At 67.3% G+C, this 15,731-nt stretch carries 15 protein-coding genes and 1 tRNA gene; 11 read left to right on the forward strand and 5 right to left on the reverse strand.

Translation table 11 applies throughout. The features are described 5' to 3' along the window. The first annotated feature begins 165 nt into the window (after positions 1–165). Positions 166–900, forward strand: coding sequence for a hypothetical protein (locus HL658_RS20790; RefSeq protein ID WP_180284523.1), 735 nt, complete (start codon positions 166–168; stop codon positions 898–900). Positions 901–1,135: 235 nt separating this feature from the next. Here the strand turns inward: HL658_RS20790 and HL658_RS20795 are convergent, their stop codons facing one another. The 3 genes from HL658_RS20795 to paaN are packed head-to-tail and all read right to left on the reverse strand — an operon-like array spanning position 1,136 to position 3,756. After that, a complete protein-coding gene (locus tag HL658_RS20795; protein WP_180284524.1) occupies positions 1,136–1,378 on the reverse strand; it encodes a type II toxin-antitoxin system ParD family antitoxin in 243 nt (80 codons plus the stop codon). Between the two features lie 51 nt (positions 1,379–1,429). Then, positions 1,430–2,047: a phenylacetic acid degradation protein PaaY gene (locus tag HL658_RS20800; RefSeq protein WP_180284525.1), complete on the reverse strand. Its 618-nt coding sequence runs from the start codon at positions 2,045–2,047 to the stop codon at positions 1,430–1,432. 14 nt (positions 2,048–2,061) lie between these two features. Further along, positions 2,062–3,756 (reverse strand): phenylacetic acid degradation protein PaaN, encoded by a 1,695-nt coding sequence (gene paaN / locus HL658_RS20805; RefSeq protein WP_246337748.1) that lies wholly within the window; start codon positions 3,754–3,756, stop codon positions 2,062–2,064. A gap of 332 nt (positions 3,757–4,088) precedes the next feature. Between paaN and paaG the strand changes: the two genes are divergently transcribed. From paaG to HL658_RS20845, 8 genes are all read left to right on the forward strand, one after another. Next, positions 4,089–4,880 (forward strand): 2-(1,2-epoxy-1,2-dihydrophenyl)acetyl-CoA isomerase PaaG, encoded by a 792-nt coding sequence (gene paaG / locus HL658_RS20810; protein WP_180284526.1) that lies wholly within the window; start codon positions 4,089–4,091, stop codon positions 4,878–4,880. Between the two features lies 1 nt (position 4,881). Further along, positions 4,882–5,352: a hydroxyphenylacetyl-CoA thioesterase PaaI gene (paaI, locus tag HL658_RS20815; protein WP_180284527.1), complete on the forward strand. Its 471-nt coding sequence runs from the start codon at positions 4,882–4,884 to the stop codon at positions 5,350–5,352. Then, positions 5,349–6,551, forward strand: coding sequence for a 3-oxoadipyl-CoA thiolase (gene pcaF, locus HL658_RS20820; protein ID WP_180284528.1), 1,203 nt, complete (start codon positions 5,349–5,351; stop codon positions 6,549–6,551). Before paaI ends, pcaF begins: the two co-directional genes overlap by 4 nt. A gap of 33 nt (positions 6,552–6,584) precedes the next feature. Beyond that, positions 6,585–7,898 (forward strand): phenylacetate--CoA ligase PaaK, encoded by a 1,314-nt coding sequence (paaK, locus tag HL658_RS20825; protein WP_211109803.1) that lies wholly within the window; start codon positions 6,585–6,587, stop codon positions 7,896–7,898. Between the two features lie 162 nt (positions 7,899–8,060). Further along, positions 8,061–8,882 (forward strand): EAL domain-containing protein, encoded by an 822-nt coding sequence (locus HL658_RS20830; RefSeq protein ID WP_180284529.1) that lies wholly within the window; start codon positions 8,061–8,063, stop codon positions 8,880–8,882. A gap of 58 nt (positions 8,883–8,940) precedes the next feature. Beyond that, positions 8,941–9,390 (forward strand): group III truncated hemoglobin, encoded by a 450-nt coding sequence (locus HL658_RS20835; RefSeq protein ID WP_180284530.1) that lies wholly within the window; start codon positions 8,941–8,943, stop codon positions 9,388–9,390. Positions 9,391–9,687: 297 nt separating this feature from the next. Then, entirely contained in the window at positions 9,688–10,731 is a 1,044-nt protein-coding gene (locus HL658_RS20840) for a sensor histidine kinase (RefSeq protein WP_180284531.1), read from the forward strand. After that, positions 10,731–12,854: a putative bifunctional diguanylate cyclase/phosphodiesterase gene (locus tag HL658_RS20845; RefSeq protein ID WP_180284532.1), complete on the forward strand. Its 2,124-nt coding sequence runs from the start codon at positions 10,731–10,733 to the stop codon at positions 12,852–12,854. The genes HL658_RS20840 and HL658_RS20845 overlap by 1 nt, the downstream gene beginning before the upstream one ends. On the opposite strand, the gene lipB is transcribed toward HL658_RS20845, so the two are convergent. Then, positions 12,851–13,489, reverse strand: a complete 639-nt coding sequence (gene lipB, locus HL658_RS20850) for a lipoyl(octanoyl) transferase LipB (RefSeq protein WP_343055251.1) — start codon at positions 13,487–13,489, stop codon at positions 12,851–12,853. The two genes, HL658_RS20845 and lipB, sit on opposite strands and share 4 nt — an antisense overlap. Positions 13,490–13,638: 149 nt before the next feature. Between lipB and HL658_RS20855 the strand changes: the two genes are divergently transcribed. After that, positions 13,639–13,725 (forward strand) — tRNA-Leu (locus HL658_RS20855). A 55-nt stretch (positions 13,726–13,780) separates the two neighbouring features. On the opposite strand, the gene HL658_RS20860 is transcribed toward HL658_RS20855, so the two are convergent. Next, positions 13,781–14,083 carry an STAS domain-containing protein gene (locus tag HL658_RS20860; protein ID WP_180284534.1) on the reverse strand — a complete coding sequence of 101 codons (303 nt, stop codon included), beginning with the start codon at positions 14,081–14,083 and terminating at the stop codon, positions 13,781–13,783. A 229-nt stretch (positions 14,084–14,312) separates the two neighbouring features. Between HL658_RS20860 and mgtE the strand changes: the two genes are divergently transcribed. Beyond that, positions 14,313–15,731, forward strand: coding sequence for a magnesium transporter (mgtE, locus tag HL658_RS20865; protein ID WP_180284535.1), 1,419 nt, complete (start codon positions 14,313–14,315; stop codon positions 15,729–15,731).

Below are 15,731 nucleotides of genomic sequence, written 5' to 3' on the forward strand. Positions count from 1 at the left end.
ACGGCGTGACCTGCGCCGCCTGGATGTGCCCCGCGTCGGTCAATTCCTGAACGATGAAGAGATCTTGCGCGGGCGGTCATAAACGGCGAATATCTCGGCGATGGTACATATCTCAGGGCTTTGCCGACAATGGGAACAGAAAAGCCATTCTGGATAATAATTGCCTTGGGATCTTTGCTTCTGACGCCCTTGATATTTATTATTGGGTTGATTTTCGGCACAAGCATCCCAGGAGAAATAGGTCTCTCCGCTGATTCTCTCTCCTCCTGGGTAAGTGCTGTTGCTACACTCGCAATTGCTATTTTGACATTTGTTCTAGCGAAAGAGACTTGGAGTCTTCGCATCGTACAGATGAAGCAGGTCGAGGAGATCAGGAAGGAAGCGATTCGGCCAGGAGTTGACATTTACTTGCTCTCTTCGCCTGCCGCAATCAATTTTATGAATGTACATGTTGAGAATAATGGAAAAGGTGTGGCGCGCAATATTTCGTTTAAATTTATGCCCGAAGGAAAAAATGAATTCACAGAATATGAACGTCTTGTGATCGATAATCTGCTGAAATTGAACATGCTTTCGAATGGGATATCGTCTCTCGGATCGGGCAAACAGAGGACAAGCTTCGCCTTCAGCTTCCATGAATTGTCAGGCAAGGCTGGAGACGAAATGTTTAACGTGCGATTTTCGGTGAAAATCTCTTGCCTAGACTTGGATGGACGCCCCCATACTGTTGATTCGGTTGTGGATTTCTCGGAGTACAAAGGGATTAAAATGATCGGCGGGGGCGATCCGACATACCAGCTCTACAAAGAAACAGAAAAAATACGACTTGTTCTAGAGAAACTCCAGAGTGGAAATTCCAGGCCAAGCCAACAATGGCAACCAGAATTTAACGAACGTTAGAAAGCGATAAATTTATAAGACAACTGCGCACTGCAATGCAATTAAAGAATAATTTCCGTTATTTTTCTTGATATGACATGATTTTCAACCCAAAGCCGGCCATGGCAACCAAAGCGAATGCTCTGGCGACGATCTCATTATCTGGAAATCCCAATGATTATTTCTGTTCTTGAAAATCATAGTTTGATTTATCAATTTATGAATCTTCTGTCCCACTTAAGCCCTTGATAGATTTTCATCTTCCTTTTACCACCAATCGCCGCGCCTCGTCCCCCGGCACCCCCTCGCCGCGGTCGAGTTGCGCCAAACCCTCGTCGATGCGTTCGTTCAGCAACTCGATGCCGTGCGCCCGCTCCTCGTCGTAGCGGAAGAGCAGGTGGAGGGCCTCGCGCATCACCTCGCTGGGAGAGCCGTAGCGGCCGCTCGCCACCCGCTCTTCGATCTGGCGTTCGAGATCCGGGGTCAGGGACACGTTCATGGATCGCCTCCTGCCGGCAGGATATGGCGATCCGCGTGGCCCGGTCCACCCCTACCCCTTCACCTTGAACAGCGGCTGCACCTCGCCGCCGTCCACCTTCGGCCGGTTCTCCTCGACCTCCGTCAGCGGGTCGCACTCGACCATGCTGGCGAGGGAGCGGCGGGTGAGCTGCTGGTAGGTGTCGGTGCCCTCGCGCTTCCAGGTGATCTCCTGTTCCGACAGCTCGCGCAGGATTCTGGCGGGCAGGCCGGCGGCCAGGGTGCGCGGGGGCACCACGAAGCCGGCCTTGACGAAGGCCATGGCGGCAACGATGGAGCACTCGCCGATCACCGCACCGTCCATGATCACGGCGTTCATGCCGACCAGCGCATCGCGCTTGACGATGCCGCCGTGCAGCACGGCGCCGTGGCCGACATGGCCGTTCACCTCCACCACCGCGTCCATGCCGGGGAAGGCGTGGAGCGTGCAGTTGTCCTGCACGTTGCTGCCCTCCTCCAGCACGCAGCGGCCGAAATCGCCGCGCAAGCTCGCGCAGGGGCCGACGTAGCAGCCGGGGCCGACGATCACGTCGCCGATCAGCACGGCGGTGGGGTGGACGAAAGCGGTGGGGTGGATCACCGGCACCACCCCCTCGATGGCCCAGACGCGCGGGCGCAGCGGCGTGTGCATCGTCGGTTCCCCCGTCACGCCGCCGCCGGGATGCGGCTCTGCACCACGCGGAAACGGTTCGCCACGAAGGCGAGGTCGCAGAGGGCGGCGTTGCAGGCCGGGTTGGCCCCGGTGCCGTGGAAATCGCTGAAGGCCGCCGACTGGTTGACGAACACGCCCCCCGTCAGGTTGACCGACAGCGCCACCCCGGCCTCCACGAACGCCTCCCGCGCCGCCTCGATGGTGGCCGGGTCGGTGGAGTAGAGCCCGGCGGTCAGGGCACCGCGGGTGCGGGCGAGACCGGTGGCGCGGCGGATGGCGTCGGCGGTGTCGGCGGCCGGCACAACCATCGCGATGGGGCCGAACATCTCCCGCCCATAGACGTCCTCCCGGTCGGCCTCCACCACCAGCAGGATGGGGGTGCGCACGCGGGCGTCGGGGAACTTGGGGTGCTGGATGGCGCGCGACGGCAGGGCGACACGGCCGAGCGACGCCGCCTGCTCGATGCGCGCCAGGGTGGCCTCGGACTGGATGCAGCCGAGAACCTCCACCGCCCGTTCCGGGTCGGACAGGAACTTGTCCACCCCCTGGGCCAGCGCCGACACCACCTCGTCGAAGGACATGCGCCCCTCGCCCGCCGCGATCCCGTCCTTCGGCACGAAGAACACCTGCGTGGTCGTGCACATCTGGCCGGAATAGAGGCTGAGGGTGAAGGCGAGGTTGCGGACCATGCCCTTGGGATCATCGGTGCCGTCGATGACCACGGTGTTGACGCCGGCCTTCTCGGTGAAGACCTGCGCCTGCCGGGCGTTCTGCTCCAGCCAGTCGCCAAATTCGCTGGAGCCGGTGTAGTCGATCAGCGCCACCTCCGGCCGCAGCGCCAGCTCCTTGGTGATGGGGGCGTTGGCGGTGTCGGGCACCAGCGCCACCAGCGCGGGGTCGAGCCCGGCCTCGGCCAGAACCTCGCGGCAGACCTCCACCGTGATGGCGAGCGGCAGGATGGCGGCGGGGTGCGGCTTCACCAGCACCGCGTTTCCGGTGACGAGGCTGGCGAACAAACCTGGAAAGCCGTTCCATGTTGGAAAGGTGGCGCAGCCGATCACCAGACCGATGCCGCGCCCCACCACGTCGAAGGTCTTGTCCATCACCAGCGGCGGGTTCTTGCCCTGCGGCTTCTCCCAGCGGGCGGAGGGCACCTGGTCGGCCATCGCCTTCCAGCCATAGGCCACCGCCTCCAACCCGCGGTCCTGGGCGTGCGGGCCGCCGGCCTGGAAGGCCATCATGAAGGCCTGCCCGGTGGTGTGCATCACCGCGTTGGCGATCTCGAAGCTGCGGCGGTTGAGGCGGGTCAGGATTTCCAGGCAGACGCCGGCGCGGCCGTCCACCCCGGCCTTGCGCCAGCCGGGCAGCGCCGCCTTCGCCGCCGCGATCACCGCGTCCACATCGGCCGTCGGGTAGGTGACGCCAAGGTCGAAGCCGAAGGGGGAGCGCTCGTTGCCGGCGAAGCCCGGACCGGCCGGCTGGTGCAGGTCGAACCGTGTGTTCAGCCGCGCCTTGAAGGCGGTCTCGCCGTCCGCCGCCGCGGTCTCGCCATAGGCGCGGGGGCTCGGCATCTCCGTGAAGGGGGACCAGTAGCCGCGGGCGCGGGTCGCGGCCACCGCGGCGTCGAGCGTCGGGCGGTGGCGGGCGAACAGGGTGTCCGGCGTCATCGGGAAAGCGTCCTCCTGCATCGTTCGTTCTTCTCGCACGCCGCGTGGGGCGCACCATTTTCATGGCAATGGGGGCGGGCCTGACCGATCGCCCGCAGGATGGTAGGATACACCAACGAAATCCTTTTGTGATACGAATTTCTATGATAGAAGGAAAATTATGTATCCTTTTCAGAGCGTTGGATAAAAACTAGAACCCCAGGGAAGGGGTCGTCGCGGCTCAGAACAGGGCGGCCAATCAACAAGAACTGTATCACATCGGCGCGGCACCGGACGGGGCGCGCCGCGGAGGGACCGACAGAGATGAGGCAGCGACAGCACCCCGCCATGATTCCGCCCGCGAGGCCCGCGGCATGACCGGCTCCACCATCCTTCTGGACGTGGCGGAGGGGGTGGCGACCATCACCCTCAACCGTCCGGACCGGCTGAACAGCTTCACGTCGGCCATGCACGCGGAGCTGCGTGCCGCTCTCGCCACCGTCCAGCGGCGGGCGGAGGTGCGCTGCCTGCTGCTCACCGGAGCCGGCCGCGGCTTCTGCGCCGGGCAGGATCTGGGCGACCGCGCCGTCGCCCCCGGCGAGCACCGGCCGGACCTGGGAGAGTCACTGGAGACCAACTACAACCCGCTGGTGCGCACGCTGCGCGAGCTGGAGATGCCGGTGGTGGTCGCCGTCAACGGCGTGGCCGCGGGTGCCGGGGCCAATCTGGCGCTGGCCGGCGACATCGTGCTGGCCGCCCGCTCGGCCAGCTTCATCCAGTCCTTCGCCAGGATCGGGCTGGTGCCGGACAGCGGCGGCACCTGGATCCTGCCGCGCCTCGTCGGCCCGGCCCGCGCCGCCGGCCTCGCCCTGCTCGGCGACAAGCTGGACGCGGCGACCGCCGAAAGCTGGGGCCTGATCTGGAAGTGCCTGGACGACGAGGCGCTGATGCCGGAGGCCACCGCTCTCGCCCGCCGCCTCGCCGCCGGACCCACCCGCGGGCTGGCGCTGACCAAGCGGGCGCTCAACCAGTCCGCCGCCAACACGCTGGACGCCCAGCTCAACCTGGAGCGCGACTTCCAGCGGCTCGCCGGCAGCAGCGACGACTACCAGGAGGGCGTGGCCGCCTTCGCGGCCAAGCGTCCGCCGGCCTTCAAGGGGCGCTGACATGGCCGCCAACGACGACACCCCCCCGACCGACACCGCCCAACGCCTCGCCGAGACCGTCGGGCGGGCCATGTACGCGCGCGACCACTGCGCCCGCGCCCATGGCATCGAGCTGCTGGAGATCGGCCCCGGCTACGCGCGCATGGGCATGGTGGTGCGCCAGGACATGGTGAACGGCCACGACATCGGGCATGGCGGCATGACCTTCACGCTGGCCGACACGGCCTTCGCCTACGCCTGCAACGCGGGCAACGAGGTGACGGTGGCGCAGGCCTGCAACATCGTCTTCCTCGCCCCCACCCGCCTTGGCGACGTGCTGACGGCCGAATGCCGGGAAGCGCACCGCAAGGGGCGGAGCGGCGTCTACGACGTCACCGTGGCCAAGCCCGACGGCACCATCGTCGGCCTGTTCCGCGGCCATTCCGCCCGCCTGAAGGGCGAGGTGGTGCCGCCCGAGGAGCTTCCATCATGACCGACGCCTTCCTGTGCGACGCCGTGCGCACCCCCTTCGGCCGCTACGGCGGGGCGCTCTCGGGCGTGCGCACCGACGATCTGGGCGCGATCCCCATCCGGGCGCTGGTGGAGCGCAACCCGTCCGTCGAATGGTCCGCCGTCGATGACGTGATCTACGGCTGCGCCAACCAGGCGGGGGAGGACAACCGCAACGTTGCCCGCATGGCGGCGCTGCTGGCCGGTCTGCCCACCGACGTGCCGGGGGTGACGCTCAACCGCCTTTGCGGCTCCGGTCTCGACGCCATCGGGCAGGCGGCCCGCGCCATCCGCAGCGGCGAGGCCGACCTGATCATCGCCGGCGGGGTGGAGAGCATGACCCGCGCCCCCTTCGTCATGCCGAAGGCGGAGAGCGGCTTCTCCCGCGACAACGCCGTCTACGACACCACCATCGGATGGCGCTTCGTCAACCCGCGCATGAAGGCGGAGCACGGCATCGATTCCATGCCCGAGACGGGGGAGAACGTCGCCCGCGAATTCGGGGTGAGCCGGGAGGACCAGGACGCCTTCGCGCTGCGCTCCCAGCGCCGGGCGGGTGCGGCGCTGGCGAATGGCCGGCTGGCGAAGGAGATCGTTCCGGTCACCATCGCCGGCCGCAAGAGTGCCGCCACCGTGGTGGACACCGACGAGCACCCGCGCCCCGACGTGACGCTCGACCAGCTTGCCAAGCTGAAGCCGCTGTTCCCCAACGGCACCGTCACCGCCGGCAACGCGTCGGGCGTCAACGACGGGGCGGCGGCGGTGCTGGTGGCCTCGGCCGCGGCCGTGAAGCGGTATGGCCTGATGCCGCGCGCCCGTGTGCTCGGCATGGCGGCCGCCGGGGTGACGCCGCGCATCATGGGCATCGGCCCGGCACCGGCCTCCAAGAAGCTGCTGGAGCGGCTGGGCATTCCCATCGGCCGCATCGACGTGGTGGAGCTGAACGAGGCCTTCGCCAGCCAGGGCATCCAGGTGCTGCGCATGCTGGGCCTGCCGGAGGACGCGGAGCACGTGAACCCCAACGGCGGCGCCATCGCGCTCGGCCACCCTCTCGGCGCATCGGGTGCGCGGCTCGCCGGCACGGCCCTGCGGGAGCTGGAGGAGCGCGGGGCGAAGCTGGCGCTCTGCACCATGTGCATCGGGGTCGGCCAGGGCATCGCGCTGGTGATGGAGCGGGTGTAAGGCGCTGGAAAACGGTACGGGGAGGAAACGAGAATGCTGATGAACGCAGCACCGCGGACGCAGGACCTCGACCATTACGAGACGGCCAGCCGCGACGAGATCACGGCCATGCAGACGGAACGGCTGCGCTGGACGCTCAACCACGCCCACGCCAACGTCGCACCGTTCCGCGCGAAATGCGAGGCGAAGGGTGTCCACCCCGACGACTTCAAGGAGCTGAAGGACCTCGCGAAGTTCCCCTTCGCCGGCAAGGAGGATCTGCGCAACGCCTACCCCTTCGGCCTGTTCGCCGTGCCCATGGAGCGGATCGTTCGGCTGCACGCCTCCTCCGGCACCACGGGCAAACCGACGGTGGTCGGCTACACCCAGCGCGACATCGACAACTGGGCGGATCTGGTCGCCCGCTCCATTCGCGCGGCCGGCGGGCGGCGGCACCACAAGGTGCATGTCGCCTACGGCTACGGGCTGTTCACCGGCGGGCTCGGCGCGCATTACGGGGCGGAGCGGCTGGGCTGCACCGTCATTCCCTTCGGCGGCGGCCAGACGGAGCGGCAGGTCCAGCTCATCCAGGACTTCGAGCCGGACATCATCATGGTCACCCCTTCTTACATGCTGGCGATCGCGGAGGAGATGCGGCGCCAGGGCATCGACCCGGCCGGCACCTCGCTGAAGATCGGCATCTTCGGCGCGGAGCCCTGGACCAACGCCATGCGGGCGGAGATCGAGCAGGTCATGGGCATCGACGCGGTGGACATCTATGGCCTGTCGGAGATCATGGGCCCAGGCGTCGCCAACGAGTGCGTGGAGACCAAGGATGGGCCGGTGATCTGGGAGGACCATTTCTACCCCGAGATCATCAACCCCGAAACCGGCGAACCGGTGGCGGACGGCGAATACGGGGAGCTGGTCTTCACCACCCTGACCAAGGAGGCGTTGCCGATGGTGCGATACCGCACCCGCGACCTGACGCGCCTGCTGCCCCCCACCGCGCGCAGCATGCGCCGGATGGACAAGATCACCGGCCGTTCCGACGACATGCTCATCATCCGCGGCGTCAACGTCTTCCCCACCCAGGTGGAGGAGATCATCTGCAAGGCGGAGAACCTGTCCCCGCATTACGAGCTGGTGCTGACCCGGCAAGCGCATCTGGATTGCCTGACCGTGCGCGTGGAGCGGGCGCCGGGCACCGGCCGCATGGACATGGGGGCCGAGGCGTCGCAGCTCCAGCACCGCATCAAATCCTTCATCGGCATCACCGCCGATATCGAGATCGTCGAGCCAGGCGGCATCGAGCGCTCGATCGGCAAGGCCAAGCGGGTGCGCGACCTACGCCCGAAGTCGGCGTAACTCCGGCTCACCAGGGAGTGTCCACCTCCCCCGGTCGACGTGGGAGACGGCCGTTCGCTCAGTCACGAAAACGACACAAGGATAGAGCCTATGTCGCGTGGCATTCCGATGGATAAGTGACTACATCTTTTTCGGAGTGCCCCACCCGACAGGAACGTCCCCATGACCGAACAGCGATCCCCCGCCTGCGGCGGCCAGTGCCGGGAGGGCCTCGCGTTCACGATCAGCATGGCCTTCCAGCCGATCGTCGACATCGCGACCCACAGCGTCTGGGCGCATGAGGCGCTGGTGCGGGGGACCGAGGGGCAGCCAGCCGGCTGGGTGCTCGCCCAGGTGACCGACGCCAACCGCTACGCCTTCGACCAGACCTGCCGCATCCGGGCCATCGAGCTGGCGCAGCGGTTGGGCATCGACACCAAGCTGAGCATCAACTTCCTGCCCAACGCGGTCTACCACCCCGCCGCCTGCATCCGCGCGACGCTGGATGCCGCCGATCGCACCGGCCTCCAGCTCGACCGGCTGATCTTCGAAGTGACGGAGGCGGAGCAGACGCTGGACCGGGTGCATCTGCGCTCGATCATGGAGGAGTACAAGCGCCAGGGCTTCACCACCGCCATCGATGATTTCGGGGCCGGCTTCTCCGGCCTCAACCTGCTGGCGGACTTCCAGCCCGACGTGATCAAGCTGGACATGGACCTGATCCGCAACATCGACAGCAACCGCACCCGCCACGCCATCGTGACCGGCGTTCTGGCGACCTGCCGCGAGTTGGGCATCGCCGTGGTGGCGGAGGGGGTGGAAACCGTGGCGGAGGCCAAGGTGCTCGCCGGGCTGGGGGTGTCGCTGATGCAGGGTTACCTGTTCGCCAAGCCCGCCTTCGAGGCGCTGACACCCGCCGGCCGCATCGCGTGGCCCACGCTGGCCGATGCAGGAACGGGCGGCACATCGCTCCCCGAGTCCGCGTTCTCGCAGCCCCAGGCGTGAGGGCCGGAACGGTCTTCGACCCTTCTCCCCGGCGCGAGGGTGGTCTATGAAGGCACGCATGGACGCGACCGACCACCCTTCCCTGCGCCACATCCACTTGGCCGAGCGGATCGCCCGCACCGGCATCGACGAGGCCATGGTGGAGCGCCTGGTGCGCGGCTTCTACGACCGGGTCCGCACGGACCCGCTGCTCGGCCCGATCTTCGCCGCCAGGGTCGATGAGTGGGAGCCGCACCTGCGCACGCTGATGGACTTCTGGTCGTCGGTGGCGCTGCAGACCGCGCGCTATGCCGGCCGGCCCATGCCGGTCCATGTCCGGCTGGATGTCGGGCCGGAGCATTTCGGCCGCTGGCTGGAGCTGTTCCGCACCACGGCGGCGGAGGTCTGCACGCCCGAGGCCGCCGTCTTCTTCGTCGGCAAGGCCGAGCAGATCGCCCGCAGCTTCCAGATGGGCATCGACGCCCACCGGAGCGTGATGCGGCCGTCCGGAATCCCCGCCGCCCGCTGACCCGCCCGGGGACGGTGCGTTGCAATCTGCGTGTATATTCGCATTTCGCGTCACAAGGCGACCACATCCCGCGCATCGGCCGTCCACCAATACCCCTGTAACCGTTGCGGTGACTGCGAACCATCGACCGGCCGGTCGCGACCGCATCTGGCACGGCGTGTGCTCTTTACCGATCCGAACATTTGCGGCCTGCGTATCACATACGCCGATATGCCGCTTGGTCGCAGAGGTATCGCCATGGACGAGCGCTGTGACGGTTCCGCGAAGGAACCGAAAGGAACTGACACGAAGGACGCGATGCGGATCATCGCGGCGCTCCGCTCGGGGCTGCTGGCCGTTGCGGCCCTGATGGCTATCGTTCTGGGGATCGCCGTGTGGCCGCTCGCCGACCCGGGTGCCGGCCTGGATCCGCTGACGTTCGGCAGTGCGCTGGTGGGGCTTGCGGGGCTGGCGTCCGGATGCGCCATGCTGATCCTGTGGTGGGCGACCCACAGTGTGGCAGGGCTTCAGCGGTCCGTGGCCGCGCTGGAACAGTCGCGCGCGACCGCGGAAGACGCGAACCACACCAAGTCCGAGTTTCTCGGCGACTTGGCGCTCGGCCTGCGGGCACCGCTCAACACCGTCCTCGGCTATGGGCAGCTTCTGCTGAGCAACCACAGGAACCACCCCGACGACCCGGAGGTCGACCATGTCCGGCAGATCATCCAGGCCGGCGACCAGATGCTGGCCCTGGTCAACGACATAAACGACCTGTCGCGGATCGACACCGGTCGCCTGTCGCTGGCAGAGACGGAGATCGATGTGGTCGAGCTGTTGGGTGACCTTGCGCGCATGGCGGAGCGTCCGGCACGGGACGCATCGGTTTCGCTGGATGTGGACGCGGCGGGGGCCATCGGTGTCCGCGTCCGGGGCGATTACACCCGCATCAAGCAGTGCCTGTTCAATCTTGCCTCCGCCGCAATCACGCTGGAAGAGGCCGGTGGCTGGGTGGGGGTGACCGCGGATCCGAAGGATGACGCCGTGCGCTTCACCGTGTCCTGCAGCGCCGCCGTGCCTGCGGCCCGCATGGCGATGCTGTTCCGGCCCTGCCTGCACCATGGCGTCGAGCGATCCGCCATCGGCTTCGCCCTCAGCGAACGCCTCGCGGCCTTGATGGGTGGTCGCGTCGGGGTGGAGGGCGACATCGGCCAAGCCGGCCGCCTCTGGGTCGAACTGCCGTTGGGCAACGCGATCCCGCATCCCCCCGGACGTCCCTGTGCCCGTGGCAAGGCTGCCGCCGACACCCGAGCCGCTTACCGGACCGACGCGCCGACCATCGGCACCGTCCCTCGGTGGTCCTGATGGCAGCCTTTACACACTGCGGCATGGTCGGGTCCGGGCCACTGGAGGAGCGGGAGAAGGCTCCGATCCTTCCCGGCCGGTTGACCGACGCGCGCATCCTGGTGATCGACGTCGATCCGGGCAGCGCGAAGGCCCTTCTCCACACGCTCCACGGCGCCGGCTATCGGGCGTGCGACGGGGAAACGGACCTTGCGAAGGCGCCCGCCCGCGCGCTTTCCGGCAACTACGCGCTCATCCTGCTCGACATCGGACGGTCGGGGCTGAGCGGCCTGCGCTTCCTGCGCGGGTACATGGACGGGCGGGACGGTGACCGCGCGCCCGTCATCATACTGTCCAACCTCGCCGACCGTGAAATCCGCCTCGCGGCGCTGGAGCTTGGGGCGCACGATTTCATCATCAGGCCCTGCGACCGCGTCGAAATTCTGCACCGCGTCCGCGACACGCTGACCACGCGGTTGCTCCTGCGCGAGCAGTTGCACCTTGCCGAGCGGCTGGACCGCGAGGTGGCGGTGCGCACGGTGGAGCTGGAGAGCCGGCGGCACTTCCTGCAGGGCATCATGGACAGTGCCGGCGAGGGCATCCTGGTCATCGACCGCTCCGGTCGCCTGACCGAATGCAACCAGGCCGGCACCGCGATGCTGGGCCTTGAAAGCGACAAGGCGGTGGGGCGACGCGTCGGCTCTTTCCTTCCCGAACTGGAAACGCACTTCACCGGATCACGGGAAACCATGGCGCGACGCGCCGACGGCGACGGTTTCCCGGCGGACATCACGGTGACGGCCGCGCCCGATCACGGCAGCATCGTGATCATGCGCGACGCCACGGAACGCAAGGTGGCGGAACAATCCTTCTGGCGGCTTGCGAACATGGACGAGGTCACCCGCCTGCCGAACCGCCGCGTCGCCCTGGACCGGCTCGCCACCTGCATCTACGACGGCGGCGAGGGGCATATCCTCTTCCTGCGCCTGAGCGGCCTCGACCGCCACGCCGACCTGTTCGGCGATCACAGCGCCGAGCGGGCGCTGTTCCAGGTGGCCGAGCGGCTCGGCGAATGCACGGAGCGTGTGGCGTCGGTCTACGCATGGGACAGCCAATGCTTCCTGCTGGTCGGGGAAATCGAACCGGAACCTCTGTTCGAAGGCATCCTGAAGGCATTGCAAGGCCCATTTGACGACGACGAACGCGTCCTCGCCATGGAGCTTACGGCCGGTTCGGCCCGTTTTCCCGGCGACGGACTGTCGGCGACCGACCTCGTGCGCCGCGCCAGGCTGGCCGAATCCTGCGCGCGCGCCGCCGAGACGGGCCACCTGCCCTTCACCGCCGCCATGGAATCGGCGCGGGTCCGCCGACACGCCGTCGAGGACCAGATCCGCCACGCGCTGCGCGACTGCGGGCTCGACGTGTACTACCAGCCCAAGGTGTCTCTCCTGGACAACAGCGTGGTCGGGATGGAGGCGCTGGTGCGCATGAACAGCCCGACGCTGGGTCCCGTCTCGCCGATGGAGTTCATCCCGATCTGCGAGGAGTCCGGCGCCATCGTGCCGGTCGGGTTGTTCGTGCTGCGCCGGGCCTGCCGCGACACCGTCCAATGGCGCAGCGGCGGCCGGGTTCCGCTGACGGTGGCGGTCAACCTGTCGCCGCGCCAGCTCGACACACCCGGCTTCGCCGACGAGGCGCTGGCGATTCTCGATGACGAGGGCCTGCCACCCCAGGCGCTGGAGCTGGAAGTGACCGAAACCCTGCTGATGCAGGAGCGGCAGCGGGTGGATGAGGAGCTGTTGCGTCTGCGCGATGCCGGTGTGTCCATCGCCATCGACGATTTCGGCACCGGCCACAGCTCGCTGGCCCGGCTGACACGCCTGCGCGCCGACACGCTCAAGATCGACCGCAGTTTCATCAAGAACCTGCTGCGCAGCCGCGAGGACGAATCGATCGCGCGCTCCATCATCGACCTCGCGCGCATCCTCGACCTGAAGGTCGTGGCGGAGGGTGTCGAGACCACGGCCCACGCGGCCCGGCTGATGGACTTCCGCTGCCACATGGGACAGGGGTACCTGTACGCCCCGCCGCTGCCCCGGGCAGGCTTCCAGGACTGGCTCGACGCGGCGATGGTCCACGCCTAACCGCTGAACACCTCGTCGAAGGCCGCCCGCATCGCCGAATCGACCTCCGCCATGGTCACGAGGTGCCCGAGCGCCACCATCGAGGTGACGCCATGCTCGGCGATGCCGCAGGGCACGATGCCGCCGAAATGCGACAGCTCCGGCTCGACGTTCAGCGCCACCCCGTGGAAGCTGACCCAGTGGCGCACGCGCACGCCGATGGCCGCGATCTTGTCCTCCTGCCCCGGCAGGCCGCCGTGGTTGCGCTTGTCCACCCAGATGCCGACGCGGCCGTCCCGGCGCTCGCCACGGATGTTGAAGGCCGCCAGCGTTCGGATCAGCCATTCCTCCAGATCGCGGACGAAACGCCGGATGTCGGCGCCGCGCGCCTTCAGGTCCAGCATCACATAGCCAACCCGCTGCCCCGGCCCGTGATAGGTGAACTGGCCGCCGCGCCCGGTGCGATGGACGGGAAAGCGGCCGGGATCGAGCAGGTCCTCGTCGCGCGCGCTGGTGCCGGCCGTGTAGAGCGGGGGATGCTCCAGCAGCCAGACCATCTCCGGCGCGGTGCCGGCGCGGATGGCGGCCACCCGCTCCTCCATCACCGCCATGGCGTGCTCGTAGGCGACCGGCTCGTCGCTGATCCGCCACTCCACCCGCCGCTTCTCCAGGCCGCCCGCAGCGGCGTCGTCCACGCTCAGCATTTTTCGTCCGAAAGGTCCATTGCGCCGCTTGATCCGGCGTCAGGGATCGGGTATACCCCGCCCACTTCGGACGCAAGCCCGGAGTTGCTACCTTGCCTCGTGCGGTCGTGGCGGAATTGGTAGACGCGCAGCGTTGAGGTCGCTGTGGCCGAAAGGCCGTGGAAGTTCGAGTCTTCTCGACCGCACCATCAAGGTTCAAGCCGGCAGGGTCCCGTTCAGGTGACCGCCGGCTTTTCCTTTTTCTCACTTCAGCAACAGATACTGGTCGAGCGAGGCCCGCTTCAGGGTCTGCACGATGTTGGCCTGGGCGTTGGTCACCACGGCGTAACCGCCGGCGTCCCGGCAGCGGGTCGCCAGAAGGTACAACATCCCGATGGCTGTGGAGTCGAGGAAGGTCAGATAGCGTGCGTCGATGTTCAGCGTCGCTTTCGCCGCGAAGTCCCAATCTTCGAGTAACTGGTGGAACTTCCCGCTGTCTTCGTAGGTGAATCGGCCCGAGAGCAGCACTCCCTCCCGCCCGGCCACCTCGACATATGCGTATTCCATGGCGGCGCCCCCGTTACTCGCACCGCGAGAGGGAACCATGAAGAGGACGCGGGAGCAAGCCAAAGCCCGGTCGCTGCGCTGGACAAAGCGACACGCCGCCTCTATGTCGTGTTCGCCCCGGTGCCTTCCGCCAGGGATTCCCGCCTCCCCTGCCCCGGTGCACCATGGCCGACCGCCCCACACGTCGCGCGTCCATCGTCCGCCGCCCGGCCCGACAGGAGCGGACACCATGAGCCTGCACGACCAGGACGGCGGGGAACCCCGGCCGCCGCACCAGCTCCGCACGGAGGAGGACGAGGAGGAGCGCGCCTACGGCGTCGATCCCGACTTCGTCGACTCGGTCGTCGATCTGCTGGACGCGAACCGCGTCGGCGAGGTGCGCGCCGTCACCGACGACCTGCACGCCGCCGACGTCGCCGACCTGATCGAACAGATCGACCCCGACCATCGCGAAGCGCTGGTCGAGGTCCTGAAGCCCGGCTTCGACGCGGAGGTTCTGTCCTATCTCAACCCCGACCTGCGCGAGGAGGTGGTCGAGGCCTTCGAGCCGAAGGAGCTGGCCGCCGCGGTCGCGGAGCTTGAGACCGACGACGCCGTCGACCTGATCCAGGACCTGGACGAGGAGCAGCAGCGCGAAATCCTGGAGAACCTGCCGCCCGAGACGCGCGCGCTGGTCCAGGAGAACCTGACCTACGAGGAATACACCGCCGGCCGCCTGATGCAGCGCGATCTGGTGGCGGTGCCGCAGTTCTGGACGGTGGGGCGCACCATCGACTATCTGCGCAGCGGGGCCGAGGACCTGCCGGAGACCTTCTACGACCTGTTCGTGGTCGATCCCATGCACCGGGTGATCGGCACGGTGCCGCTGTCGCGCATCCTGCGCGCCCGGCGGTCGGTCGCCATGGCGGAGCTGCAGAACGACGATTTCCACACCATCCCCGCCACCATGGACCAGGAGGAGGTCGCCAACCTCTTCCGGCAGTACGCGCTGGTGTCCGCCCCGGTGGTGGATGCCGGCGACCGGCTGATCGGCGTGATCACCGTGGACGACGTGGTGCACATCATCGACGAGGAAGCGGAGGACGACTTCTTCAAGCTGGGCGGCGTGGGCGATGCCAGCATCTACCGCACGGTGATCGACACCGCACGCTCGCGGCTGAAATGGCTGGGTCTGAACCTGGTCACCGCCTTCCTGGCGGCCGGCGTCATCTCGCTGTTCTCGGCGACCATCGAGAAGGTGGTGGCGCTGGCGGTGCTGATGCCGATCGTCGCCTCCATGGGCGGCAACGCCGGCACCCAGGCCCTGACCGTGGCGGTGCGGGCGCTGGCGACCCGCGAGCTGTCCTCCTCCAACGCCCCGCGGGTGGTCGGCAAGGAGGTGCTGGTCGGGCTGTTCAACGGGGTGGTCTTCGCCACCCTGGTCGGGCTGATCGCCGGCTTCTGGTTCGGCCCGGCCATCGGTGTCGTCATCGCCTGCGCCATGACCATAAACCTGTTCGTCGCCGGGCTGTTCGGCGTGATGATCCCGCTGGCGCTCGACCGTTTCGGCGTCGATCCCGCGGTCGCCAGCGGCGTGTTCCTGACCACCGTCACCGACGTGGTCGGTTTCTTCGCCTTCCTCGGCCTCGCCGCCGCCTTCCTGCTGTGA

It is taken from the genome of Azospirillum oleiclasticum (genome assembly GCF_013423485.1).
GTDB lineage: Bacteria > Pseudomonadota > Alphaproteobacteria > Azospirillales > Azospirillaceae > Azospirillum > Azospirillum oleiclasticum.